Origin of the sequence: Arthrobacter sp. S41 (genome assembly GCF_004320535.1) — a bacterium.
Classification (GTDB): domain Bacteria; phylum Actinomycetota; class Actinomycetes; order Actinomycetales; family Micrococcaceae; genus Glutamicibacter.
In genome coordinates this window covers 1,722,906-1,745,161 of sequence record NZ_SIHY01000001.1, presented here as the reverse complement: position 1 = coordinate 1,745,161, position 22,256 = coordinate 1,722,906, and the positions used below count along the sequence as shown (strand labels likewise).

Below are 22,256 nucleotides of genomic sequence, written 5' to 3'. Positions count from 1 at the left end.
TGCTGAGTCTGGAATGTCAGACAGCGTCTGAAACAATGCTCTGGTTGATTCCAGTCGAGTCTGTTTTGCTGTAGTTATGGGCGAACTACCAGAAGCACAACAAAACTCCGTGGACCGAGTCGCACCAAAATGGGCTGGTCGAGTCGACGCAGATGGTCCTGAGCATACGCGCTGGCATCAGCGTGTGAGTGAACAGGTTCAGTCAGATCTTCCTGGTGCAGTAGCGCTGATCGGGTTCTGCTCGGATGCAGGGGTGCAACGCAATCAAGGACGCACCGGTGCAGCTGATGGCCCCGCTAGCTTGCGGGCCGCGCTGAGCCCCTTGGCCATCCATAGCCAGCGGGCACTAGTGGACTTAGGCGACGTTGTGGTTACCGGTGACGATTTGGAGCAGGGCCAGGATCGGTTAGCAGCAGTGGTGGAGCAAGCCTTGGATGCTGACGCTCTGCCGATAGTGCTCGGTGGTGGGCATGAAACCGCCTACGGGACAGCCAGCGGATTACTGAATTTCCTGGCTACGCAGACGTCGAAACGCATTGGCATTCTTAATCTTGATGCCCACTTTGATCTGCGTGATGAACCTCGGCGCAGCAGTGGCACACCGTTTCTTGACATTGCCCGAGTCATGGAAAAATCTGGGCGAGAATTCAACTATGCCGTTGTGGGGATCAGCCGTCCGAGCAATACCTCGGCTCTCTTCGCCAGGGCTGACAAGCTAAGTGTTAGCTACTTGCTTGATGAGCAGTGTCAGCCAGATCGCGCGCAGCGTTTTGTATCCGAATTCTTGGATCGTATCGACGTGCTGTATCTGACCATTGACCTTGATGTATTGCCCGCAAGCGTGGCTCCCGGGGTCAGTGCTCCCGCCGGATTTGGCGTCGCTTTTGAAGTCATTGATGCCGTGTGCCGTCAGGTTGTGCAAAGTGGAAAACTAGCGGTCACAGATGTTGTTGAGCTCAACCCGAAATTTGATGTTGACTCTCGAACCGCGCGTAGCGCAGCGCGACTGATCTACGATCTTGCAGTGGGGTAGCGGCGTCATTAGATTGATTGTTTGACCCCTCAAACATTATCCTGTGAGTAAGCGAAGTTTGTCGCTCGCGTTCTCTTGCAACGAGGCAGGAGCAGCGCCACGAAGCTCAGGATTTGAGGACACAAGTGCTAATAATGTCTGGACTGCGCAAGCCATCGCGCATGATGGCATTGCTTGTTGTGTCGTTGTTGGTGGTGGCTACGGGATGTACTCCGGCAAGTGAGTCGCAGCCGGGTATGGCCGAATCAGCTGACTCCCGTCCAGTGGTGATCACGACGTTCACCGTGCTGCAGGACATCGCTCAAAACGTTGCAGGCGATCACCTGCGGGTGGAATCGCTGACTCGTCTCGGAGCTGAAATTCACGGCTATGAGCCAACCCCCGATGACCTGCGCCGTGCCTCCCAAGCTGATTTGATCTTGGATAACGGGCTAAACCTTGAAGCGTGGTTCGCCCAATTTGTTCAAGAGAGCCCGGCACCGCATGTCACCGTCAGTGACGACATCACGCCGATTGGAATTGTTCAGGGGGAAGGTGCTGGCAAACCAAACCCTCACGCCTGGATGAGTCCAATGAACGTGCAAAAATACGTGAACCGGATGGCAGAGGCCTTCAGCAAACTTGATCCAACCAATTCCGCTGACTATCAAGCTAACGCCAAGCGGTATCAAGCTGAACTACAAAAAGTTCAAGATGATCTTGCCACCGAACTCAAATCAATTCCCGCGCAGCAACGGGTCTTGGTTACTTGTGAAGGTGCCTTTAGCTACCTAGCTAAAGATGCCGGGCTCAAAGAAAAGTACCTTTGGGCGGTCAACGCGGAATCTCAGGCCACGCCACGCAAGGTCGCCTCCACCATTGACTATGTACGAGAGAACCACGTTCCGGCAGTCTTCTGCGAATCAACCGTATCTGATGCGGCGATGCAACGAGTGGTGGAATCTACCGACGCAAAATACGGCGGAACACTGTACGTAGATTCACTCTCAGAAGCTGATGGACCAGTGCCGACTTACCTGGAACTAATTACGCACGATACCCAGCTCATTGCCCGATCGTTGAAAGGCCAAACGCCATGATCGCCACAAGTACTACTGAGCTGGCCGTTGACGTATCGTCGGCCACCGTTCATTACGGTCCCGTACTGGCCTTGGACAACGCATCGTTGGCGCTGGCCCAAGGCACTGTCTGCGGATTGGTGGGCATGAACGGATCCGGGAAGTCCACACTCTTCAAAACGATCATGGGCCAAATCAAGCCCGACAGTGGGAGCGTAAAAATCGGTGGTACCGATCCGCTCCAAGCGCGTAAGAGCGGAATGCTCGCCTATGTTCCACAGAGCGAAGCGGTGGATTGGAACTTTCCCATATCAGTACGCGATGTTGTGATGACTGGACGGTACGGACAAATGGGATGGAGTCGGCGGGCCAAGAAGAAGGACCATGCGGCAGTCAACGAAGCGTTGGAACGGGTGGAACTGACCGAGTACGCAGACCGGCAAATCGGCCAACTTTCCGGAGGTCAGAAGAAACGTGCCTTCGTTGCCAGATGCATCGCCCAAGGTGCCAGCATCATGCTGCTAGATGAACCGTTCGCCGGCGTAGATAAACGCAGTGAAGCAACCATCACCACGCTACTGCGCGAAATTGCCGATGATGGTGGAAGCATCTTGATCTCCACCCATGATTTGCAGGCCCTGCCACAGCTCGCTGATGAAGCGGTGCTGTTGATGCGCAAGGTCCTGATGCACGGTGCACCCGAGGTCGTGCTGCAGGCAGAGAACTTGGCGTTGGCCTTCGGGCTAGATCCGATGAAACGAGATGTCTCATGAACCTACTTGAACTGCTCGCCGAGCCCCTGAGCTACACGTTCATGATCCGCGCCTTGTCGGTGACGGTTATTGCTTCCGTGCTCTGCGCGGTACTTTCTTGCTGGCTGGTGCTTATTGGCTGGTCCTTGATGGGTGACGCGGTCTCGCACGCAGTATTGCCAGGGGTCGTCTTGGCCTACATCGTTGGAGCGCCGTTTGCACTGGGAGCATTGATCTTTGGATTCTTAGCGGTGGCGCTCATCGGGGGAGTGCGGGACACAACCAAACTGAAAGAAGACGCAGCAATAGGCATTGTCTTCACCACTCTGTTTTCCTTCGGGCTGGTTCTCATCTCTGTCACTCCAAGCCACATCGATCTCAACCACATTATCTTCGGCAATCTATTGGGTGTCTCTGCTGAGGATCTGTGGCAAGTATTGATCTTGGGAGCGGTGACCTTCTCAATTCTGATCTTCAAACGTAAGGACTTCACGCTCTACGCTTTTGATCAGACGCACGCACACGCATTGGGAATGAACCCACGACTGATTGGTGCAGTACTTCTCGGGTTGCTGGCCATGACATCCGTGGTTGCATTGCAAGCTGTCGGAGTCATCTTGGTTGTCGCGATGCTGATCATCCCCGGGGCCACAGCCTTCTTGCTAACTGACAAGTTTTCAAAGATGTTGATCATTGCACCGGCGCTCGCTGCGTCTGCCGGGGTACTGGGCGTCTACGTAAGCTACTTCCTCGACGCATCCACCGGCGGCATGGTGGTTCTAGCTCAAGGTCTAATCTTTACCGTGGTCTACCTGTTCAGCCCTCGGCAAGGATTGATTGCCGCTTACATAGCAACAAAAAATCGACGCAAGTCGTTGGCGGCAGCTAGCTAGATCAAGTTCTCGAATATCAACGAATCGGTTGTCGCTTCAGCAGAAATGAACGTGGCGGAGGTCAAGGACCTCCGCCATGTTCATTTCTTGATTATGCGCGCCAGCGAAGCTTTCCGTTGGCATCGTATTTGCAGGTGTACAGCTTGCCTGCGGCAGATTTTCCACGCTTGCCCTTGTCCACGTTCTTGCAGTAAGAACCGGGATGTACGGTGCCCTTGACCGTGCCAGGGGACTTTGTGGTCTTCTTCTTTGGAGTAGTTTTTGGCGTTGAACCAGCAGGCTTAATTGCGGTGACTTTGGCGCCCTTTTGGTTCCTGCAAGAGTTCAGCACCTTGGTCATGGCGTTCTTTTCGGGTTTTGTCACCGAAAGCGCGTACTTTTTCTTGACGCTAATTTGTGTGGCCACGTATTGGCAGCGGAAGCTCTTATTCTTTGGCAACCACTCAGCTGTATTCTTCTCGCCCTTCTGGCGATTAGCGGACGCATCAGCAGCAATAAGGTTCAGCGGATCGTTAGCTAGGGCCTGACGCTGAGATTGTGAAAGCTTCTGCGCACCGGAAATCCACGCATTTTTCAGGGCGACCACGTGGTCGATATCGACGCTGCCAGACTTGACCTTCCAATTGATCCTCTTGCCGGTGTACTTGTCGTTCAACGTACCGGAAGCGACCGTGCACTTCTTTCGGTCCTTGAACTTCACCTTAGACATATCTCGTGAGAGTGTGTCTTGGCGTTCGTCGCATTTGTCCTTGTCGAAGTCTTTCCAACCGTTGCCGAATTTCTTGTTTCGGTTGTATCCAGTAGCGGCAGCTTTACCCTTGACCGGTAGCGATTTGAGCATAGTCGTGGCCTTGGGACCGTTGAGCTTGGGTCCGGCGCTGACCTTCTTGGAGCTGGTCGAAGCGCGTTCGATGACCAAGGTCTGACCTGTGGTCAACGGTGCTGGAACTGTTTCAGAAAGGCTGGCCAACGACGGCGAATCTGCTGGGGCGCTGCAACCGGCGAGAACCAGAATCGCAGCGCAGAGAAGGGCAAAGATTTTCCTTGGCAAGGTGAAGTCTTTCGGCAGGAAGGAATACGAGTGATGACCAAAACTCGGTGGATCGATCCAAGGAAAAGAAACTTGAACTTTTCAGTAAGTTTGGTTGATTCTTACTCTAATCCACATTTCGACAAATAAGCCGTTCGAGGATTGTTACTTGTGTTAGCGCAGCATTTGAAAGCTTCGACAAATGCTTTGTAGGTACCGCATCAAGCTACGTGGGAGACCCAAACTGCGGTGCTTGCACGGGTTCCGAGCTGAGCGGTTGATTTTTTCCCAGCGACCTTGACGGTGACGGTGTCAGAGAAATCTTCTGCAACCGAAACGCTGAGCTGAACTCCAACTCGGATGTCTTGATCTGAGAAATACTGAAGCAGCTGCGAATCATCATCAGCAATGCGCTCAACTACGACGCGGCTGCCGTCGACGGCGTCACTGAGATTGATCGCTTCTGGGATGTTGATGTGGCCTTCTGCGGTGGGAATGGGATCGCCATGAGGATCACGGGTCGGATGATCTAGAAGATCGTCAATGCGCTCAATCATGAAATCAGAGACGGCGTGCTCTAGATTTTCGGCCTCGTCATGCACCTGGTCCCAGCGGTAGCCAAGCATCTGGACAAGGAAAGTCTCAACTAATCGATGGCGCCGAACCATGGTCATCGCGTAGCCACGGCCTAAGTTGGTGAGGGTGACGGCACCGTATGGAGCATGGTTCAAAAGACCCTGCTGTCGCAGCTTACTCAATGCGCCGGAGACCGTGGAAAGCTTCATGCCAGCTTTGGCCGCAATGACGCTGGCTGTCACTGGATCGCTGGACCACTCAGTGAGTCCAAAGATGATCTTGAGATAGTTTTGCGCGCTATCTGAGAGCTGGTTTACCGACACGTTTTCAATCATAGTCATCGGTCGGTGGCGTGGTGTGAAAAGTAGTGAGTTGATTGTCGTTTTTGTGCGTGAATAAATCTGAATTATTAAGTGCGCTGTGCGACATGCGTGATAAAGCCTCAGATCAACATCAATAATTTTGGAGATGATCGCTGGGCTAGTTGGATCTTGAGATCGTTGGTGTTGACAATGTTTTCCGCGTGGTGGAGACTGTGTAATCGATTCCATGGAATCGATTACACGTAAGCAAAGGGGCTTAACGCGATGAACGCCGTCACCATCAAAGACGTGGCACTGGCAGCCGGAGTATCTTCGGCCACTGCCTCGCGCGTTCTCTCCGGACACTCTGCAACTTCTGCCGATTCCCGCGAAAAAGTTGAAGCCGCTGCCAAGAATCTGGGCTTCGTTCCCAACGCTCAGGCACGTTCCCTTCGCTCCACCAAAACTGACACCATCGCACTGCTGATTTCTGATGTGCGCAACCCCTACTTCTCTGATTTGGCTCATGCCGTAGAACAGCAAGCGCTGGCGGCCGGCATGATGACTTTCATTGGTAACGCCAATGAAGACACCGCCCAGCAGGACCAGTTCCTCGCTGCAATGCTTTCGCGTCGAGTAGACGGTCTCATCGTGGTTCCTCAGGGACTGGACGAAGAAGACGAACGCCCTAGCGAAATGATGCAGCGGATCATCAGTTCAGGTACTCCAATGGTCTTTGTGGACCGCACACTTCCTGAACTGAACGTTCCTTCCGTTTCAGCATCAAGTAGCGAAGCATTGGGGGAGGCAATTGGTGAGCTCAAAAAATTGGGCCACCGAAATATCGCCTTCCTCGGTGGACCAGCCCACGCTTCCACCGCTCGTGAACGCCACCGTGCCTTTGATGACGCGCTGCTGGCAAATGCTCTGGAATCAAACGCAAATCTGCACTTCGCCGGTGACTTCCAAGCCGAGTCAGGCGCGGACGGAGCTCGCTGGCTGCTGAACCACCCGCTGAAACCCACTGCGGTCATCATCGCAGATGCGCCTATGGCTATCGGTGCTCTCACAGTTTGGCGCGAGGCCGGAGTTCGGGTGGGCCCGGAACTATCGGTCATCGCTTTTGACGAGGTGGATGCGATGCTCATGCACCATCCGCCGATTGCAACCATCAGCCATGACCTGCGCGCAATGGGTCGTGCAGCAGTCACTGCCTTGCAAGCTGTGATGGGCAGCAATGAACCAGAACCCCAAGAATTTATTAGCCAATTCGCCAACCGGGCGTCCCTCGCCCAAGCCCCGGAAACTACCGGCGCGTAGGTGCATGGAAGGAACAAAAATGAGTAATGACGCTCTGCTGGTCCTGGACAAGGTCTGCAAGTCGTTCGGCCCAGTACAGGTCATCGAGGACGTGACAGTCGAAGTGTATGCCGGCAAAGTCTCGGTACTGCTCGGCGAAAACGGTGCAGGTAAGTCCACGCTGATCAAAATGATCGCAGGCGTGCATGAACCTGATGCGGGGCAGATCCTGTTCAAGGGACAGCCCGTAAGGATCCGCGACACCAAGACCTCCGAGGCGCTAGGTATCGCGACCATTCACCAGGAACTAAATCTGGTCCCGTCGATGACTATCGCCGAGAACATCACGCTGGGACGAGTGCCCCGCAAATTCGGTATTATCAACCGCCGTGAAATGCGTAAGATTGCCCGCGATGCATTGGCCAAGCTGGAACTGGACCTAGACGTGAACACCCCGGTGGGGGAGTTGGGCCTAGCCCAGCAGCAATTGGTGGAAATCGCCAAAGCCTTGAGTCTTGATGCGCGAGTGCTGATCTTGGATGAGCCCACCGCAGCATTGACCACCACGGAGATCGAGCACCTGTTCCGTGTGGTCAACCAGCTGAAAACCCAAGGTGTTGGCATGGTCTTCATCAGCCACCACCTCGATGAAATCGCCGCCATCGGTGACTACGTCAACGTACTGCGCGACGGTAAATTTATCGCCACAGTTCCTGCGGACACCGACGAAAATGAACTTGTTCGTCTGATGGTCGGCCGGGATATCGATGCACAGTTCCCACGCGTAGCCACCGATGTCAGCGGACAGCCGTTATTGACCGTTGAGCACCTGTCAGAAGGAGCGCTCAAGGACATCTCACTGCAGATTCGTCCCGGTGAAGTTGTCGCACTGGCTGGGTTGATGGGCGCTGGGCGTACCGAGTTGATTCGGGCCATCGCAGGGGCTGACAAGTACGCATCGGGCACTGTGAAGGTGTCGGGTAAAAAGCTAACCAGCTATGACGTGGCGGCCGCTACCCGCGCGGGGATCGGACATGTTCCTGAAGACCGCAAAACTCAGGGATTAGTCCTTGATGCGTCGGTAGCCGAAAACATTGGTTACGCCACCATGGCTGCCACCGCAAAAAATGGTCTGGTGGATCGCAAGGGTCAGAAGGCTCGTGCACAGAAAGTCGCTGAGCGCCTACGCATTCGCATGGGCAGCATCGATGCGCCAATCCGTTCATTGTCCGGTGGCAACCAGCAAAAGGCAGTGTTTGGCCGCTGGTTCACTGCAGGGGCGAAGGTGCTACTGCTCGATGAACCCACCCGTGGCGTGGACGTCGGCGCCAAGGTAGAAATCTACGAACTAATCAACGAAATCACGGCCTCCGGAGGCTGTGTCTTAATGGCTTCCAGCGAGCTGCCCGAAGTACTGGGCATGTCTGACCGCATCTTGGTGATGAGCCAAGGGCGGATCGCCGGAGAACTATCCACTAAAGAAGCAACCCAGGACGCCATCATGGCCCTGGCTATTAGCAATGTGCATCGCGAAGAAGAGATGGGAATTAAGTAAATGAGCAGCGTAGCTACTGCCCCGAAGAAGGGCTTCGATTTCAAAGCATTCTTGGCCAATAACGGCGCGCTGGTTGGTTTGGTAATTCTCTGCCTAGCCCTCTTCATCGCCACACCTCGATTCTTGACCGGGCCTAACCTGCTGAACATTGGCATCCAGGTTTCCACCATCGCAGTGATGGCCTTTGGCATGACCTTCGTGATTGTTGCCGCCGGCATTGATCTCTCGGTCGGTTCGGTCGCGGCCCTTTCTGCCATGGGTTCTTCCTATGCAGTGACCACCTCCGGTCTGCCAGATGCTCTGGCTATCCCCGTCGGTTTGGCCATCGGTGCTCTTTCGGGTTGGGTCACCGGCGCAATGAGCGCCTACGGTAAGTTGCCTACCTTCATCGCGTCGCTGGCAATGCTCACGGTGGTTCGCGGTTTGACCTTGGTCATCTCCGACGGCCGTCCAATTTCCACCGCTTCCTCGGTGTCTTGGCTAGGTGATGACCTTGGTCCGATCCCTATGCCAATCATCATTTTGGTAGTTTCCGGTTTGCTGGCTGCCTTCGTATTAAACCGGACCGTCATGGGCAAGAATTCCTTTGCGGTAGGTGGCAATACCGAAGCGGCTCGACTCTCGGGTATCCCAGTCAAGCGTGTATTGGTGACCGTCTTTGTGATTTCCGGACTGTTCGCCGCACTGTCGGGCATGATCTTGGCTGGTCGTTTGGATTCGGCGCAGCCAACCTTGGCATCAGGCTACGAACTGGACGCCATTGCAGCCGTCGTCATCGGTGGCGCTTCGCTTTCAGGTGGCGTCGGACGAATTTCCGGCACGCTCATCGGTGCCTTGGTCCTAGCCGTCATTCGTAACGGCCTGAACCTGCTCTCAGTTTCCGCTTTCTGGCAGCAAGTAGTTATTGGCGCGGTTATCGCGATTGCCGTCGGCTTTGACGTGCTGCGCCGTAAGAACGTCAAACACTAATTTTTCAAATACTCAGCCTCTGTTCAAAGGAGAACAACTCATGAAAAAACTGATTCGCACCACCGCAGCCATCACCCTTTCACTCGGCCTTGCTGCCTCTTTGGCAGCCTGCAACCGTGGCGAAACCGCAGCCGACGGAGCTTCGGCGACCTTGGCAGTTTCCACCTTGAATAACCCATTCTTCGTGGACCTGCGAGACGGCGCTCAGGCTGAAGCCGATGCTTTGGGCATGGATCTTTCTGTAGTAGATGCACAGAACGACTCCGCTACCCAGGCCAACCAGCTGGCTACCGCTGCAACCAACGGTTCCGCTGGCGTCATCATCAACGCTGTTGATACTGAAACCGCAGAAGCCGGCCTGGCCCCAGTGGTGAAGGCAAACTTGCCAATCGTTGCAGTGGACCGCGCGGTAGGCAACACCAAGGTCGCTTCCTTTGTCGCCTCAGATAACGTGGCCGGTGGTGAACAGGCAGCTAAGGCGCTGGCCGAGTCGCTCAAGGGCAAGGGAAAGATCATCGTTCTTGAAGGCGTTCCTGGTGCCTCAGCAACCAACGAACGCGGTGAAGGATTCACCAAGGGTCTCAAAGAGTTCAAAGACATCGAAGTTGTTTCCAAGCAGACCGCTAACTTTGACCGTGCCGAAGCCCTGGACGTAGTCACCAACCTGATGCAATCCAACCCAGACGCCGTTGGCGTACTGGCCATGAACGATGAAATGGCATTGGGCGCAATTCAGGCTTTGGGCGATAAGGCCGGCAAGAGCGTAAAGGTCTTGGGCTTTGATGGCACCGAAGACGGATTCAAAGCAGTGAAGGCTGGCAGCATGGTGGCAACCATCGCGCAGAACCCAGCAGAGTTGGGCAAGCAGTCGGTGCAGATGCTCTCCAAGGCTATTAACGGTGAAGACGTTGAGGCTAATGCGCAGGTTGCAGTAGATACTGTTGATTCGAAGAACATCGCAGAGTACTCCGGCAAGTAATCTTCAAGTAGCAGTATCAAGCTAAACACCGGCATTCAGCGGCCGCCGGTTGAGAGAATCAGAAGGAAATAACCATGCAGCAGGACATCCAGGTCACCATCGTGGGCTCAAGCAATGTAGACATCACCGCGTTGATGGCACGTTTGCCCAGCCCAGGAGAGACCGTGCTGGCTAATTCCTACCAACTCTCACCCGGCGGCAAAGGTGCCAACCAAGCCTTGGCTGCTCAACTGGCCGGAGCGGCTACCGAATTCATCGGCGCTGTAGGCAACGATTCACACTCTGAAGTTGCCTTGGGTCAAATGCAAGAAGCAGGCGTGAAACTGGACCGGGTGGCCCGAAGTAGCGAACCGACCGGTGTGGCCATTATTCAGGTGGACTCGGCGGCAGAAAATTCCATCGCCGTGGTCTCAGGAGCCAACTCCACCGTCACCGAGGAGGCGGTCAAAGCAGCAGGGGCTATTAACGGCATTCTGGTTCTACAAGGTGAAATCCCTGCTTCCGGCATCAAAGCCGCGATGGATGCGGCCACCGATCGCATTGTGCTGAACCTGGCACCAGTGATTGAACTGGAACGTGAGTACCTGCTCAAGGCCAACCCTTTGGTAGTCAACGAGCATGAGGCTGAAGCGGTGCTCCAGCAGCTGAACCCGCACCCAGCCCGTGAATTTGATGGCAAGTATGAGCGACTGGCCAACATGCTGGTGGAAGAGGGCATCGCCAGCGTGGTCATCACGCTCGGGGCCAACGGCTGCCTAGTTGCGGACCGTGTGGCCCTAGACAATGGTGGGGTCCAAGTTCGTGCACTGCCCGCGGTAAAGGTCAAAGCAGTAGATACCACCGGTGCCGGTGATGCATTCACCGGTGCCGTGGCGGCACGGCTAGCTCATGGTGACGACCTTGCTCAGGCCGCAGAATTTGCCGGTAAATTTGCGGCCCTGACGGTACAGGCACACGGTGCCCAAGCTTCCTACCCGCGTTCGATCAAGAACCTCTAAAACAACTTTTTAAGCAAGACTCAAAGGAAGCCTTCGTGCTGAAATCTGAAATTCTCAACGCGCCATTACTTGGAGCGCTGGCTACCTGTGGCCATACCGATACCGTGGTGATTGCCGACTGTGGTTTGCCGCTTCCCAAAGGACCAACGGTGATCGACCTGGCTCTGGTCCAAGGTCTATTGAGCTTTGAGCAGGTGCTTGATGTGCTGGTCCGCAATATGGTGATCGAGCACAGCACTTTGGCTACGGAAGCCAAAGACAGTTCAGTCCAAGAGCTCTGCGAGAGCAAGGGGCTGGAGCCTGGATTCATCTCCCATGAAGAGCTCAAAGCAGAACTGCCTGCAGCCAAAATCATTGTGCGCACCGGGGAATCAACTCCCTACGCCAACGTGATATTGCACTGTGGAGTCGCTTTTTAGTACTCCTGGCATGCCGGTGACTACGATAAAGGTACCGGCCCATAAAAGACTGGCAAGATGGCTTGTCGTAACTTGTGGCACCAATGCATAGGGCCGAACAGCGAAGTTGCCGATTAGATGAATCACAGCTGTTCCGCATATTTTGAAAGGTCCACAGGGTTGGAAACGTACGTTAGAAACCGACTCTATGCGCAGATTCTGTCGTTGCCGGTTTTCACACTTTTAGCATTATTTGTCGATCTGGGAGTAAGTAAGTCGCAGGACACTCCGTTTGGTTACTACACCCTGTGGGGCGGCGTCCTCATTCCCTTTACCTCTGTCATGTTTTTTGCTTTTGCGCCGACAATTCTTAGAAAGACTCGCTCGGTGATTCGTGATCTTGTAGGAGTTTTTGCGGGCGCGACGCTATTCGGTGTAGTGGTCAGTATTGCCACTTGGAATCCGAGCAGCCATCAAGCTGACACAGCCGATTGGAATAACAGCCTTGGCCTCGTCTATTCACCGATGCTTGGCATTATTGTCATGGCATTGTTCGGTGTTATCGCGGGAGTCATTGAATACTCACTGCAGCGACGGGCTCGAATCCGGCATGGTGCAAACTAGTGCTACTGAGCTACTTTTCTAATCTGACAGAACTAGTTCGCAGCTAGTTCTTGCTCTTCCAACAATGCCGTCAGCTCCTGGAGAGTTGGTGGCATGGCGCCCGAGCGACGAACAGCTACGGCGCCTGCGGCGACGGCACTGCGGCCCAGCTTTTCGAGCTGCGTAGTTGTCAGATTTGCCGTTCCGAGTGCGAGCAGGCCATGAAGCAGGGCGGACATGAACGAGTCTCCAGCGCCGATAGTATCGGCCACTTCGCTGAGAATTGCAGGGATCTGCACTTGCGAAGTATTGCTGGTCAGTTCTGCTCCGTCGCCGCCACGAGTGAGCACGACGAGCTTGGGGCCAAGGGCCAGAATAGTCGTAGCTACCTGCTGCTGATCTAGTTCTGGGTACAACCATTCGGCGTCTTCATCGCTGAGTTTCACCACATCGCACAGTGAGGCCATACGTTCAAAGGTGGACAGGGCCAAGTCGTGTTCGCCCACCAACGCCGGACGGATATTCGGATCATAGGTGACCAATGCCTGACCCTTGGCTTGGGCCAACAGTGCCGCCACGGCTTCAGCGCCAGGCTCTAAGAAGGTAGCGATGGATCCGGCATGAACAATCTTTGGCATCGGGTCAATGGTGTGTGGTGCGAGATCCCAGTTGATATCAAATTCGTAGCGGGCCGAGCCATCAGCTGCCAGTACCGCGGTCGCCGAAGCAGTGCGCTCTAGGTTCACCGAACCGGGCAGCAACTGTACGTCGGCGGCAGCTAGATGTGACTGAATTTTTGCGCCAAATTCGTCATCACCCAAGGCGGTAAGCAGTGCAACAGGTACACCGAGTCGACCTAACCCAAAGGCCACGTTGGCAGGCGAACCACCCGGGTGGTCAACAGAGCCTTGATCGGTGGCGACAATGTCGATCAGCGCTTCGCCGATGACCAGGATCTCGTGCGATGGGGTTGGTGCGGCGTTGGTAGTCATTATGTCTTCTCTTAGCTGGGCGGTGGGGCGAAAATGGCGGAAATTAGGGCACTGGGCACGGTGTGTGGTTCCGTGCCCAGTGCCCCTAGATAGTACAGGGCGTTAGCCCAACTTAGGCCGTGGCGGCACCGGTCATGATGGCCACCGCATCGGTCATGCTGTGTGACTGCGGGGTGATGGTGGCAGCGCACTTGCCCAGACGCTGAATGTGAATTCGGTCTGCCACGTCAAATACGTGCGGCATATTGTGGCTGATCAAAATCACTGGCAGACCACGCTCGCGCAGATCTCGTACCAGCTGGAGTACCTGGTTGGATTCACGTACACCCAGTGCTGCGGTTGGCTCATCGAGCACCACAACCTTAGAACCGAAGGCAGCGGCACGAGCCACCGCCACCGCCTGACGCTGACCACCGGAGAGGTTTTCTACCGGGACAGTGACATCCTGCAAGGTGGAGATGCCCAAACGGGTCAGCTCCTCGCGGGCTTGGGTGCGCATGCCCTTGCTATCTAGCATTCGCAAGACGCTTCCGAGCAGTCCTGGCTTGCGCAGTTCGCGACCCAAGAACAGGTTGGAAGCCACATCAAGGGCGGGGGAGACGGCCAAGTTCTGGTAGACCGTTTCAATGCCATGGATCCTAGCGTCCTGGGGACGCTTAAAGGAGACCTGCTCACCGGAGACATAAAGCTCACCGGAGTCTGGGATCTCGGCGCCGGTCAGGCACTTGATCAAGGTGGACTTACCGGCACCGTTATCGCCGATGACGGCCAGTACTTCACCCGGGTACAGATCCAGGCTGACACCGTCTAGGCCAACAACGCGGCCGAAGGTTTTCACCAGATTGCGGGCTCGCAGGATCGGTTCGCGAGTTTCTACGTTGGGAGCTACTGAATCAGTCATGGTCATGACTTCGCCTTTCGAATCCACTGGTCAACGGACACAGCAACGATGATCAAGATACCAACGGCCAGGGTTTGATAGAGCACATCCAGTCCGGCAAGGGACAGGCCATTGCGGAAGACGCCCACGATCAATGCACCGAGCAAGGTGCCCCAGACCGAGCCGCGCCCACCGAAGAGGCTGGTACCGCCGATCACCACTGCGGTGATCGAGTCGAGGTTCAGATCAAGACCTGCGTTCGGGCTAGCCGAGTTGGTACGGCCAATCTGCAACCAAGCGCAGACTGCCAGTACTGCACCAGCAAAGAGGTACACACTCATCAGTACCTTGTTCACCGGGATACCTGCCAGGCGGGCAGCTTCCTTGTCATCACCCACGGCATAAACGTGGCGGCCCCAGGCGGTCTTGCCCAGGATGTAAGCGATCAGCAGGTACAGCGCGATCATCACAATCACACCGGTGGAAATGCGTACCGAACCGATAGGGAAGGTCTTACCGGTCCAGGTCAGCAGCCCTGGCATATCGCTACCGCGTACGGTGGCACCGTGCGAGTAGAGCAAGGTCAACGCCACGTACACATTCAGCGTTCCCAGTGTCACGATGAACGGTGGGAGCTTAAACTTGGTGACCAAGAAGCCGTTAATCGCTCCGGTAGCTAGACCGGTGAGCAGACCCACCAGCAGTGCAACCAGCCCTGGCACACCCTGGTTCACGGCCAGCTGGGCCATGACCATCGAGGCCAGAATCATGCCCGCACCCACCGACAGGTCAATGCCGGCGGTGAGGATCACCAAGGTCTGGGCGATGGCGATGGTGCCCACCACGGAGACCTGCTGGGTAATCAGTGACAGGTTTTCTACACGAAGGAAGCGTTCGTTCAGAAGCCCGAAGACGATCACCGAGACAACCAGCACCAACGCTGGGCTCAAGGCTGGGTAGCGGTGCAGGGCTTGGCGTACTTTTCCGAGTGTGGTCTGGCGATCCATGAATTCTTCTGCCAGATCGCCCTTCCTTGAACTCGGAGGGCCGGCGGTTTTTTGCTGAGTCACGATAAATCCTGATCTTTGTTGGTACGTGGCGATGAATCGTTGGGGTTACTTGCCCCAGCAAATCTTTGAAGCTGCAGCTGCGTCGATGCTGTCAACGCCGCTGACCTTCTCTTCGGTCACAAGCTTGCTGCCGGTGTTGAAGAAGTCCAGGCCATCGGTGGTTTCTGGCTTTTCGCCGGTCTTGGCCATTTCGGAAATAGCCTTGACGCCCATTTCAGCCATCTTCACTGGGTACTGCTGTGCGGTGGCATCGATGATGCCTTCCTTGACGTTTGAAACACCGGAGCAGCCACCGTCGATGGAGACAACCAAGGTGTCCTTTTCCTTACCTGCAGACTTCAGGGCCTCGTAGGCGCCGGCAGCTGCTGGTTCGTTGATGGTGTACACCACATTGATGTCAGGGTTGGCGGTCAGCAGGGTTTCCATTGCGGTACGGCCGCCGTCCTCAGCGCCCTGGGATGCTTGGTTGCCGGCGATTTCGTAGTCGCCGCCCTTGCCGCCGGTGTACTTGCCGGACTTCTCTTCGTCACCGTTGGCCTTGTCATCCTTGGTGTCGATGCCCATGCCCTTGAGGAAGCCCTGGTCGCGGTTGTAGTCAACGGAGACCAGCTTGTCATCAAAGAGGTCCACGAGGGCGATGACTGCCTTCTTGCCGTCCAACTTGGCGGCGGTCCACTGGCCGATCTGCTCACCGGCAGCAACGTTGTCGGTGGCGAAGGTGATGTCAGCTGCGTCAGCTGGGTCTGGTGGGGTGTCCAAAGCGATGACGTACAGGCCGGCGTCGCGGGCCTTCTGCAGTGCGTCAACTACTGATGGGCCGTTGGGGGTGATCAAGATTCCCTTGTCGCCATCGGAGATGGCGTTTTCGATGGCCTGGATCTGAGTGGCTTCGTCACCATCAGACTTTCCTGCGGCCAGCTTCAGCTCAACACCGTCGGTTTCTGCTGCCTTCTTGGCGCCGTCTTGCATGGAAACGAAGAACGGGTTGGTGGTGGTCTTCACGATCAGTGAGACGCCGACTTTTCCATCTGCGGAAGCTTCACCGGAGTCGCCACCTGAACATGCGGACAGTGAAAGGGCCGCGAGCCCTAGGACGGCGCCTGCTGCGAGCATGCGGGTGGTGCGGGTGCGACGTGCTGGGAAACTTGCCATTTGGTGCTCCTTTGCGGGTGGGCTTTTCTCAAACCCTGACAACGTGATCATGTAGAATGTAATCTGGATCACATCGCATAGTCAATAGAAAGAGGGAAGATTTTGACAACGATGTCAAAACCGGGTGTCGGTGCCAGTGGCAAGTCCCGGCCAACCATGCGGCATGTAGCGGCATTAGCTGGTGTTGGAGTCAAGACGGTCTCGCGGGTCATGAATGATGAAGCGGGCGTCTCCGAGGCAACGCGGGAAAAAGTTCTCACTGCCTCAAAGCAACTGAACTATGAACTCGATGTCACTGCCGGAAGCTTGCGGCGCTCAAGCAGGCGAACCCAAACGGTAGGCCTACTTCTGCCCAGCGTTTCTAACCCATTTAGTGCCGAGATTCATCGCGCTATGGAAGACGCATTGGTGTCTAAAGGGGTAGCGGTATTCGCTGCAAGTCTTGACGATGAGCCAGAACGTGAAGAGTCGCTGGTCCGTGCTTTCTTAGGTCGACGGGTTGATGGCATGGTGCTTACGCCTATCGCTGCGAATCAGGCTCATATCATTCCTGAACACTCAAGAGACTTGCCGGTGGTCTTTATTGACCGTGAACCCGTAGGGCTAAGTGCGGATGCCGTAGTCACCGACAACGCCGTCGGAGCAGCTAAGGCAGCGGAGCATCTCTTTGACATAGGCCATCGAAAGATTGCTTATCTTGGTGACCGTACGGATATTCAAACTGCACGAGAACGTCGCCGCGGATTTGTTGAGGCGCTAGGGGAACGAGGTATCAGCACTTCCAGCATTCCCGTGCGCGAAAACCTGCACGATGTTGAAAGCGCGCGACTGGCGGCTATTGAAGTTCTTAGCTCTGATGACCCGCCGACCGCACTATTTTCCAGCCAGAACCTGGTGACTTTCGGGTGCATGCACGCCTTGCGTGAACTGGGATTAAGCCACAAGGTGGCCCTGGTCGGGTTTGATGATTTCACCCTTTCGGACATGGTGGACCCAGGTGTCACCGTGATTGCTCAGCATCCGGAAAAAATCGGCACCCTAGCTGCCGAACGCTTGCTGGCCAGGATTGAAGGCGACACGCAACCTGCACGCACCTACGTGGTTGAAACAACCATGATCGTTCGAGGGTCCGGCGAAATTCCACCAGCAGCCACGAAGTAGTACCCACTAAATTTTTCTTGAACCACCACTTTGAAAGGTCTTAACCATGGAACAGAAAACCTTGTACGCAGAGTTCACCGTCAAAGAAGGTCATGAGGCGCGCGTTGCCGAATTGATGAACGAGCTCACCGAACATGTTCGCAACGAACCAGGCAATGTGTTGTTCCTTCCGTACGTGCGTGAAGAGCGTCCGCGCGAGTACTTCGTATTTGAGGTCTATGAAGATGAGCAAGCGTTCCAGGATCACATCAGTGCTGACTACGGGGCCGTATTCAACGGCGAACTCGCCGAGCATATTGAGGGTGATGGCTCTGAGCTGACCTGGTTGCAACCGGTCGAGTAACAACTTCTAGGCGAAGATAAGAGCCTTGCTGAGAACCGTCAGCAGGGCGTATTTTTGCGCCAAAAACCTTAGTTGACCTGAATAAATAGTATTTGATTTTGACTCTTGAATTGTCCTCTGGACTTCGCCTACAGTCCTTGCTGTCGACAACGTTGTCTGCAACGTCGCCCTTCCACCAGAGAGTCCCAGCAATGCCCACATGTACTGCTCGAACTAAGCAATCAATCTCGCTTGTCACCGTCGCCAGCCTGAGTTTGGGAATGACGCTTCTTAGCTCTCTTCCTGCCGCTGCTGCCGATTTGGGAGATGAAACCTACCGTCCCGGAATCCACTTCTCTCCAGAGAAAAACTGGATGAACGACCCCAACGGAATGGTCTTCTACAAAGGTGTTTATCACCTGTACTTCCAACACAATCCCTTGGGCAACGTGTGGGGAAACATGTCTTGGGGACACGCCACCTCAAAAGACCTGGTGCATTGGGAACAGCAGCCTCTGGCCATCGCAGGCGATGCAGAAGAAGATGTCTTCTCAGGCAGTGTTGTTGTCGATACAAACAACACCTCAGGATTCGGCACCAGCAAAAAACCTCCACTGATTGCCATCTACACCAGCGCCTATAAGGCCGGCTCACCGCACGCAGGTCTTCAAGCCCAGTCACTGGCCTACAGCCTGGATGACGGCCAGAGTTGGACCAAGTACAAAAACAATCCTGTAGTTAACCGAAACTCGGCAAACTTCCGTGACCCTAAGGTCTCTTGGTACACCGGCAAAGACGGCAAGGGCTACTGGGTCATGACCGCAGTGGAAGCCACCGAACACAAGGCAGTGCTCTACAAGTCTTCGAACCTCAAGGACTGGACTAAGCTCAGCGAGTTCGGACCAGCCAACGCCACCGGTGGCGTTTGGGAATGCCCGGACCTGTTCCCACTGGCCATTGATGGGGACCCGGAGAACGTCAAATGGGTTATGGTCATGAACATCAACCCAGGCGGCGTCGCCGGGGGATCTGCAGGACAATACTTCGTTGGAGACTTCGACGGAACCACGTTCACCTCCGACACCACCAAGCCAGTGCCAACCATGCCTGAAGGAAAAATTCTCTCAGGCTTTAACGACGGCAACTACTCAGAGTGGACCGTCACCAACGACTCGACCAGCGATCAGGATGGACCATTTGGTGCCAAGCCGATGGCCGGAACCGTCCCTGGGCAGCAGGAAGTGACCGGATATAAGGGAGCCGGGTTGGTGAATTCCTTCCGCGGCGGGGATCATCCCATCGGCACCATGCTCTCCGATCCATTTACCGTTGATCAGGATTACCTGAACTTCCTGGTGGGTGGTGGTAAACATGCGCGAGTGAGCGACAAACGCGACAATAAGGCTCCGGTCGGAGACCTGCTCTTTGACGGTTTTGAAGTTCCTGAAGGATCAGATCTCTCGGCGTTTGGTTGGACCGGCACCGGCGCACTGGTTCCGGAAAACCTACCGTACAAGGGTGGGAACATGGCCTTGGGCTCGCAGGTACTTAATACCTTTGAAGTGGGTGCCGGTGGTGATGACCAGGTCGGCACCGCCACCTCCCCAGAATTCACCATCTCTAAGGATCGCATTGGCATGCTCGTTGGTGGTGGACACCGGCGTAATGACCCTAGCCAACAACTAGAAGTGCAGTTGTTGGTGGGCGGCAAGATCGTGGACACCATCGCCGGAGACAACGCCGGGGCAATGAACTGGAAATCATGGGAAGTGGCCCAATACAAAGGCCAGAAAGCCCAGATCAAGGTCGTTGATCAGGCTACCGGCGGTTGGGGACACCTCACCTTGGACAATCTAGTTCAGACCGATGAACAAGTTATTCCACGCTCAGATGAGACCACAGTGAATCTGGTGGTTGACGATAAGACCGTGCGCACCACTACAGGCTCAGATAGTGAGAGCCTGGACTTCTCCTCATGGAATGTTAAAGAGTTCGCTGGCAAGCAGGCCCAAATCGAGATTGTTGATAACAATCGGGACGGTTGGGGGCATATCCTTGCCGATGAATTTACGCTTTCGGACACTGCAGCAAAGTCCTCTTTGGAGAGCTATGACTGGTTGGACTACGGACGTGATTACTACGCGTCGGTTTCCTTCGGGAACATGCCACAGGACCAGCGAATCATGCTTGGTTGGATGAACAACTGGGACTATGCCAATGACATTCCCACTGATCCGTGGCGTAGTGCAAATTCGCTGCCACGCCAGGTAGGACTGACTCAAACCGCAGAAGGACCTCGGCTTACCCAGAAGCCGGTTGACCAGGTCAAGACCTTAGGAAGCAAGCCAAGCTACATCGAAAGCAATCGCTCGATCGCTGAAGGAACCCGCACGCTACCATCCCAGGCCTCAGGATCTATCGCCAAGGTGGATCTGACCTTTGATCCAGGAACTGCAAAGACTTCGGGCATCACCGTACATGGGGATGCTAAGAGTTCAACAGTGATCGGTTACGACGCAGATTCAAAGAAGGTTTACGTTGACCGCACCAATTCAGGGAACGTGGGCTTCAACCCTAACTTCGCTTCCGTTGAAGAAATGCCGGTGAAGCTCAACAGCAATGGCGAGGTAACCCTACAGGTTTACCTTGACCGTTCTTCGGTAGAAGTTTTCGCTCAGAACGGGCAGCGCACCCTCACCGACCAGGTCTTCCCGAACCAGGGAGCAGATCAGTTGGCGCTCTTTGCCAAGGGAGGCACTGCGAAACTCAAGACACTGAAGGTCACCCCATTGCAGCAATCTATGTTCACCAACACCGATAAATAGCAACACATCGGTGTAAACCAGTGTGGATGCTGCCACGAAAGAAATTCGTGGCAGCATCCACACTGCACTTTTAAGCGAACCATCTATTTTGACGCCTAAAATCAGAGTCATGAGTCAGCAAGGTTCTGAAAGCCGAGGTCGCGAGCAGTTCACTCGAATTGCCCCGGAAGCCGGCCTGCTACTAGGCGCTGGACGCGCAATCCTCATGCAGCTGGCCCACCCGCAGATCGGCCAAGCTATCGCAGAACATTCGGATTTTGCCAGCAACCCACTTAGCCGGCTAATTCACACCTTGGGCTACATTTATGCGCTCAGTAATGGCACCGCCGAACAACAGCGCAAGATGATCCGTCATGTAGATAACGCACACCGCAACGTGCGCGGCACGAGGGATCTGGGCAAGGGAACGCCGGCCTATTCTGCCTTGGATCCCAAGTTGCAATTGTGGGTTGCCGCTACGCTCTACGACTCAGCCCGAGTGATCGCCGCTCAAGTGTTGCCTCACGAAGTTGAGCATGACGAACAGCTGTATCGGCAATACGCCCAGCTAGGTGATGCCCTGCAAATGCCAACGGACTATTGGCCTTCAACGCTTCAAGAGTTTGACCAGTACATGACCACAACGTTGGCGTCCTTAAAGGTCACTGATCAAACAAGAGCCTTAGCCAACGAATTGTTTCTAGGCCGCAATGCGCCGTGGTGGATTCGGCTAGGGCTACCGCTGATGCGGGACGTGACTATCGCTCAACTGCCGCGGGCAGTGCACGAACAATTTGGGTTTGATCTCACCCAAAAAGTCCAACGACGCAACCGGGTGACGGTGAGTTTTGTGCGCATGGGTACGCGCATCTTGCCTGTTCGGCTTAGGCACTTACCCATGCGCATGATGCTACGACGAATCGATCGTATGGTTTAGCTTCGGGAATTAGTCGCCAGATTCGCGTGCGTGACTTGGAATCAAAATCCGTGGCAGTGCGAGCAAAAGGAACAGGGTGACTACAGCCAGTGAGCCACCGACCCACGCTCCAAGTTGCCAACCAAAAAGCACCTGCAGGACAAACCAAACACAGCCCGAAACTAGCAGGCCCACGCCTATGCCAACGATTTTTAGCACAATGTGGCCCAGCTGGACGGTCTGATCCTTGAGGCGTTGACCGAAGAAATAACGGTGGACAGCCACAGGGGTAATCATCAGAAGAATTAGTAACGTTGCAGCGATCAATAGCGCTATGTAGATCATCTCCTCGGGCCGGTTGAGAATGTCAAACCTAGCCTGGAAGGGCAGCACAACCAGGAACGCAGCAAGGATCTGCACGCCGGTCTGCATCACACGCATTTCTTGAAGTAGTTCGTTCCACTTGCGGTGCGAATCGCTATCTTGGCTATCCGGGTAAGAAGGTGTGTTCATT

General features: G+C 55.0%; 22 protein-coding genes. 15 read left to right on the top strand and 7 right to left on the bottom strand.

The window, feature by feature from the left end:
• The first annotated feature begins 76 nt into the window (after positions 1-76).
• The 4 genes from hutG (at position 77) to EYR88_RS08030 (ending at position 3,736) form a co-directional block, all read left to right on the top strand.
• Complete coding sequence (gene hutG / locus EYR88_RS08045) at positions 77-1,033, top strand: formimidoylglutamase (protein WP_131089123.1); 957 nt, start codon at positions 77-79, stop codon at positions 1,031-1,033.
• Positions 1,034-1,167: 134 nt separating this feature from the next.
• A complete protein-coding gene (locus EYR88_RS08040) occupies positions 1,168-2,112 on the top strand; it encodes a metal ABC transporter substrate-binding protein (protein ID WP_278184785.1) in 945 nt (314 codons plus the stop codon).
• Positions 2,109-2,864, top strand: a complete 756-nt coding sequence (locus EYR88_RS08035) for a metal ABC transporter ATP-binding protein (protein WP_131089122.1) — start codon at positions 2,109-2,111, stop codon at positions 2,862-2,864. The genes EYR88_RS08040 and EYR88_RS08035 overlap by 4 nt, the downstream gene beginning before the upstream one ends.
• A complete protein-coding gene (locus EYR88_RS08030; RefSeq protein WP_131089121.1) occupies positions 2,861-3,736 on the top strand; it encodes a metal ABC transporter permease in 876 nt (291 codons plus the stop codon). Before EYR88_RS08035 ends, EYR88_RS08030 begins: the two co-directional genes overlap by 4 nt.
• A 91-nt stretch (positions 3,737-3,827) precedes the next feature.
• On the opposite strand, the gene EYR88_RS08025 is transcribed toward EYR88_RS08030, so the two are convergent.
• Together EYR88_RS08025 and EYR88_RS08020 are read right to left on the bottom strand one after the other, a co-directional pair.
• A complete protein-coding gene (locus EYR88_RS08025; protein WP_131089120.1) occupies positions 3,828-4,787 on the bottom strand; it encodes an HNH endonuclease family protein in 960 nt (319 codons plus the stop codon).
• A gap of 200 nt (positions 4,788-4,987) precedes the next feature.
• A complete protein-coding gene (locus EYR88_RS08020; protein ID WP_131089119.1) occupies positions 4,988-5,665 on the bottom strand; it encodes a metal-dependent transcriptional regulator in 678 nt (225 codons plus the stop codon).
• Between the two features lie 264 nt (positions 5,666-5,929).
• Here EYR88_RS08020 and EYR88_RS08015 point away from each other — a divergent pair, with 264 nt between their 5' ends.
• From EYR88_RS08015 to EYR88_RS07985, 7 genes are all read left to right on the top strand, one after another.
• Positions 5,930-6,964 carry a LacI family DNA-binding transcriptional regulator gene (locus EYR88_RS08015; RefSeq protein WP_131089118.1) on the top strand — a complete coding sequence of 345 codons (1,035 nt, stop codon included), beginning with the start codon at positions 5,930-5,932 and terminating at the stop codon, positions 6,962-6,964.
• A 19-nt stretch (positions 6,965-6,983) separates the two neighbouring features.
• Positions 6,984-8,498 carry a sugar ABC transporter ATP-binding protein gene (locus EYR88_RS08010; RefSeq protein ID WP_131089117.1) on the top strand — a complete coding sequence of 505 codons (1,515 nt, stop codon included), beginning with the start codon at positions 6,984-6,986 and terminating at the stop codon, positions 8,496-8,498.
• On the top strand, positions 8,499-9,467 hold the full coding sequence (locus EYR88_RS08005) for an ABC transporter permease (RefSeq protein ID WP_131089116.1): 969 nt from the start codon (positions 8,499-8,501) through the stop codon (positions 9,465-9,467).
• A 40-nt stretch (positions 9,468-9,507) separates the two neighbouring features.
• Positions 9,508-10,446 carry a substrate-binding domain-containing protein gene (locus EYR88_RS08000; protein WP_131089115.1) on the top strand — a complete coding sequence of 313 codons (939 nt, stop codon included), beginning with the start codon at positions 9,508-9,510 and terminating at the stop codon, positions 10,444-10,446.
• Positions 10,447-10,520: 74 nt separating this feature from the next.
• A complete protein-coding gene (locus EYR88_RS07995; protein WP_131089114.1) occupies positions 10,521-11,444 on the top strand; it encodes a ribokinase in 924 nt (307 codons plus the stop codon).
• A gap of 35 nt (positions 11,445-11,479) precedes the next feature.
• Complete coding sequence (gene rbsD, locus EYR88_RS07990; RefSeq protein ID WP_131089113.1) at positions 11,480-11,863, top strand: D-ribose pyranase; 384 nt, start codon at positions 11,480-11,482, stop codon at positions 11,861-11,863.
• A gap of 159 nt (positions 11,864-12,022) precedes the next feature.
• Positions 12,023-12,466: a hypothetical protein gene (locus EYR88_RS07985; protein ID WP_131089112.1), complete on the top strand. Its 444-nt coding sequence runs from the start codon at positions 12,023-12,025 to the stop codon at positions 12,464-12,466.
• Between the two features lie 32 nt (positions 12,467-12,498).
• On the opposite strand, the gene EYR88_RS07980 is transcribed toward EYR88_RS07985, so the two are convergent.
• From EYR88_RS07980 to EYR88_RS07965, 4 genes are all read right to left on the bottom strand, one after another.
• Positions 12,499-13,437, bottom strand: a complete 939-nt coding sequence (locus EYR88_RS07980) for a carbohydrate kinase (protein WP_131089111.1) — start codon at positions 13,435-13,437, stop codon at positions 12,499-12,501.
• A gap of 112 nt (positions 13,438-13,549) precedes the next feature.
• Positions 13,550-14,344, bottom strand: a complete 795-nt coding sequence (locus EYR88_RS07975) for an ATP-binding cassette domain-containing protein (protein ID WP_131089110.1) — start codon at positions 14,342-14,344, stop codon at positions 13,550-13,552.
• Entirely contained in the window at positions 14,341-15,387 is a 1,047-nt protein-coding gene (locus tag EYR88_RS07970; protein ID WP_131089109.1) for an ABC transporter permease, read from the bottom strand. Before EYR88_RS07970 ends, EYR88_RS07975 begins: the two co-directional genes overlap by 4 nt.
• A gap of 45 nt (positions 15,388-15,432) precedes the next feature.
• Entirely contained in the window at positions 15,433-16,539 is a 1,107-nt protein-coding gene (locus tag EYR88_RS07965) for a substrate-binding domain-containing protein (protein ID WP_131089108.1), read from the bottom strand.
• A gap of 156 nt (positions 16,540-16,695) precedes the next feature.
• On the opposite strand from EYR88_RS07965, the gene EYR88_RS07960 reads away from it, so the two are divergent.
• From EYR88_RS07960 to EYR88_RS07945, 4 genes are all read left to right on the top strand, one after another.
• Positions 16,696-17,700 (top strand): LacI family DNA-binding transcriptional regulator, encoded by a 1,005-nt coding sequence (locus EYR88_RS07960; protein ID WP_131089830.1) that lies wholly within the window; start codon positions 16,696-16,698, stop codon positions 17,698-17,700.
• 46 nt (positions 17,701-17,746) lie between these two features.
• On the top strand, positions 17,747-18,043 hold the full coding sequence (locus EYR88_RS07955) for an antibiotic biosynthesis monooxygenase (protein WP_131089107.1): 297 nt from the start codon (positions 17,747-17,749) through the stop codon (positions 18,041-18,043).
• 260 nt (positions 18,044-18,303) lie between these two features.
• A complete protein-coding gene (locus EYR88_RS07950) occupies positions 18,304-20,847 on the top strand; it encodes a GH32 C-terminal domain-containing protein (protein ID WP_242632489.1) in 2,544 nt (847 codons plus the stop codon).
• A gap of 109 nt (positions 20,848-20,956) precedes the next feature.
• On the top strand, positions 20,957-21,763 hold the full coding sequence (locus EYR88_RS07945; RefSeq protein WP_131089105.1) for an oxygenase MpaB family protein: 807 nt from the start codon (positions 20,957-20,959) through the stop codon (positions 21,761-21,763).
• 9 nt (positions 21,764-21,772) lie between these two features.
• Here the strand turns inward: EYR88_RS07945 and EYR88_RS07940 are convergent, their stop codons facing one another.
• Complete coding sequence (locus tag EYR88_RS07940) at positions 21,773-22,255, bottom strand: DUF6328 family protein (RefSeq protein WP_131089104.1); 483 nt, start codon at positions 22,253-22,255, stop codon at positions 21,773-21,775.
• Position 22,256: the final 1 nt, after the last annotated feature.

Coding starts and splice junctions, on each gene's coding strand:
- EYR88_RS07940 (WP_131089104.1), bottom strand. CDS start 22,255: ATGAACACACCTTCTTACCCGGATAGCCAAGATAGCGATTCGCACCGC.
- EYR88_RS07975 (WP_131089110.1), bottom strand. CDS start 14,344: ATGACCATGACTGATTCAGTAGCTCCCAACGTAGAAACTCGCGAACCG.
- EYR88_RS08015 (WP_131089118.1), top strand. CDS start 5,930: ATGAACGCCGTCACCATCAAAGACGTGGCACTGGCAGCCGGAGTATCT.
- EYR88_RS07950 (WP_242632489.1), top strand. CDS start 18,304: ATGACGCTTCTTAGCTCTCTTCCTGCCGCTGCTGCCGATTTGGGAGAT.
- EYR88_RS07965 (WP_131089108.1), bottom strand. CDS start 16,539: ATGGCAAGTTTCCCAGCACGTCGCACCCGCACCACCCGCATGCTCGCA.
- EYR88_RS08040 (WP_278184785.1), top strand. CDS start 1,168: ATGTCTGGACTGCGCAAGCCATCGCGCATGATGGCATTGCTTGTTGTG.
- EYR88_RS08010 (WP_131089117.1), top strand. CDS start 6,984: ATGAGTAATGACGCTCTGCTGGTCCTGGACAAGGTCTGCAAGTCGTTC.
- EYR88_RS07960 (WP_131089830.1), top strand. CDS start 16,696: ATGCGGCATGTAGCGGCATTAGCTGGTGTTGGAGTCAAGACGGTCTCG.
- EYR88_RS08005 (WP_131089116.1), top strand. CDS start 8,499: ATGAGCAGCGTAGCTACTGCCCCGAAGAAGGGCTTCGATTTCAAAGCA.
- EYR88_RS07955 (WP_131089107.1), top strand. CDS start 17,747: ATGGAACAGAAAACCTTGTACGCAGAGTTCACCGTCAAAGAAGGTCAT.
- EYR88_RS07995 (WP_131089114.1), top strand. CDS start 10,521: ATGCAGCAGGACATCCAGGTCACCATCGTGGGCTCAAGCAATGTAGAC.
- EYR88_RS07980 (WP_131089111.1), bottom strand. CDS start 13,437: ATGACTACCAACGCCGCACCAACCCCATCGCACGAGATCCTGGTCATC.
- EYR88_RS08000 (WP_131089115.1), top strand. CDS start 9,508: ATGAAAAAACTGATTCGCACCACCGCAGCCATCACCCTTTCACTCGGC.
- hutG (WP_131089123.1), top strand. CDS start 77: ATGGGCGAACTACCAGAAGCACAACAAAACTCCGTGGACCGAGTCGCA.
- EYR88_RS07945 (WP_131089105.1), top strand. CDS start 20,957: ATGAGTCAGCAAGGTTCTGAAAGCCGAGGTCGCGAGCAGTTCACTCGA.
- EYR88_RS08035 (WP_131089122.1), top strand. CDS start 2,109: ATGATCGCCACAAGTACTACTGAGCTGGCCGTTGACGTATCGTCGGCC.
- EYR88_RS08030 (WP_131089121.1), top strand. CDS start 2,861: ATGAACCTACTTGAACTGCTCGCCGAGCCCCTGAGCTACACGTTCATG.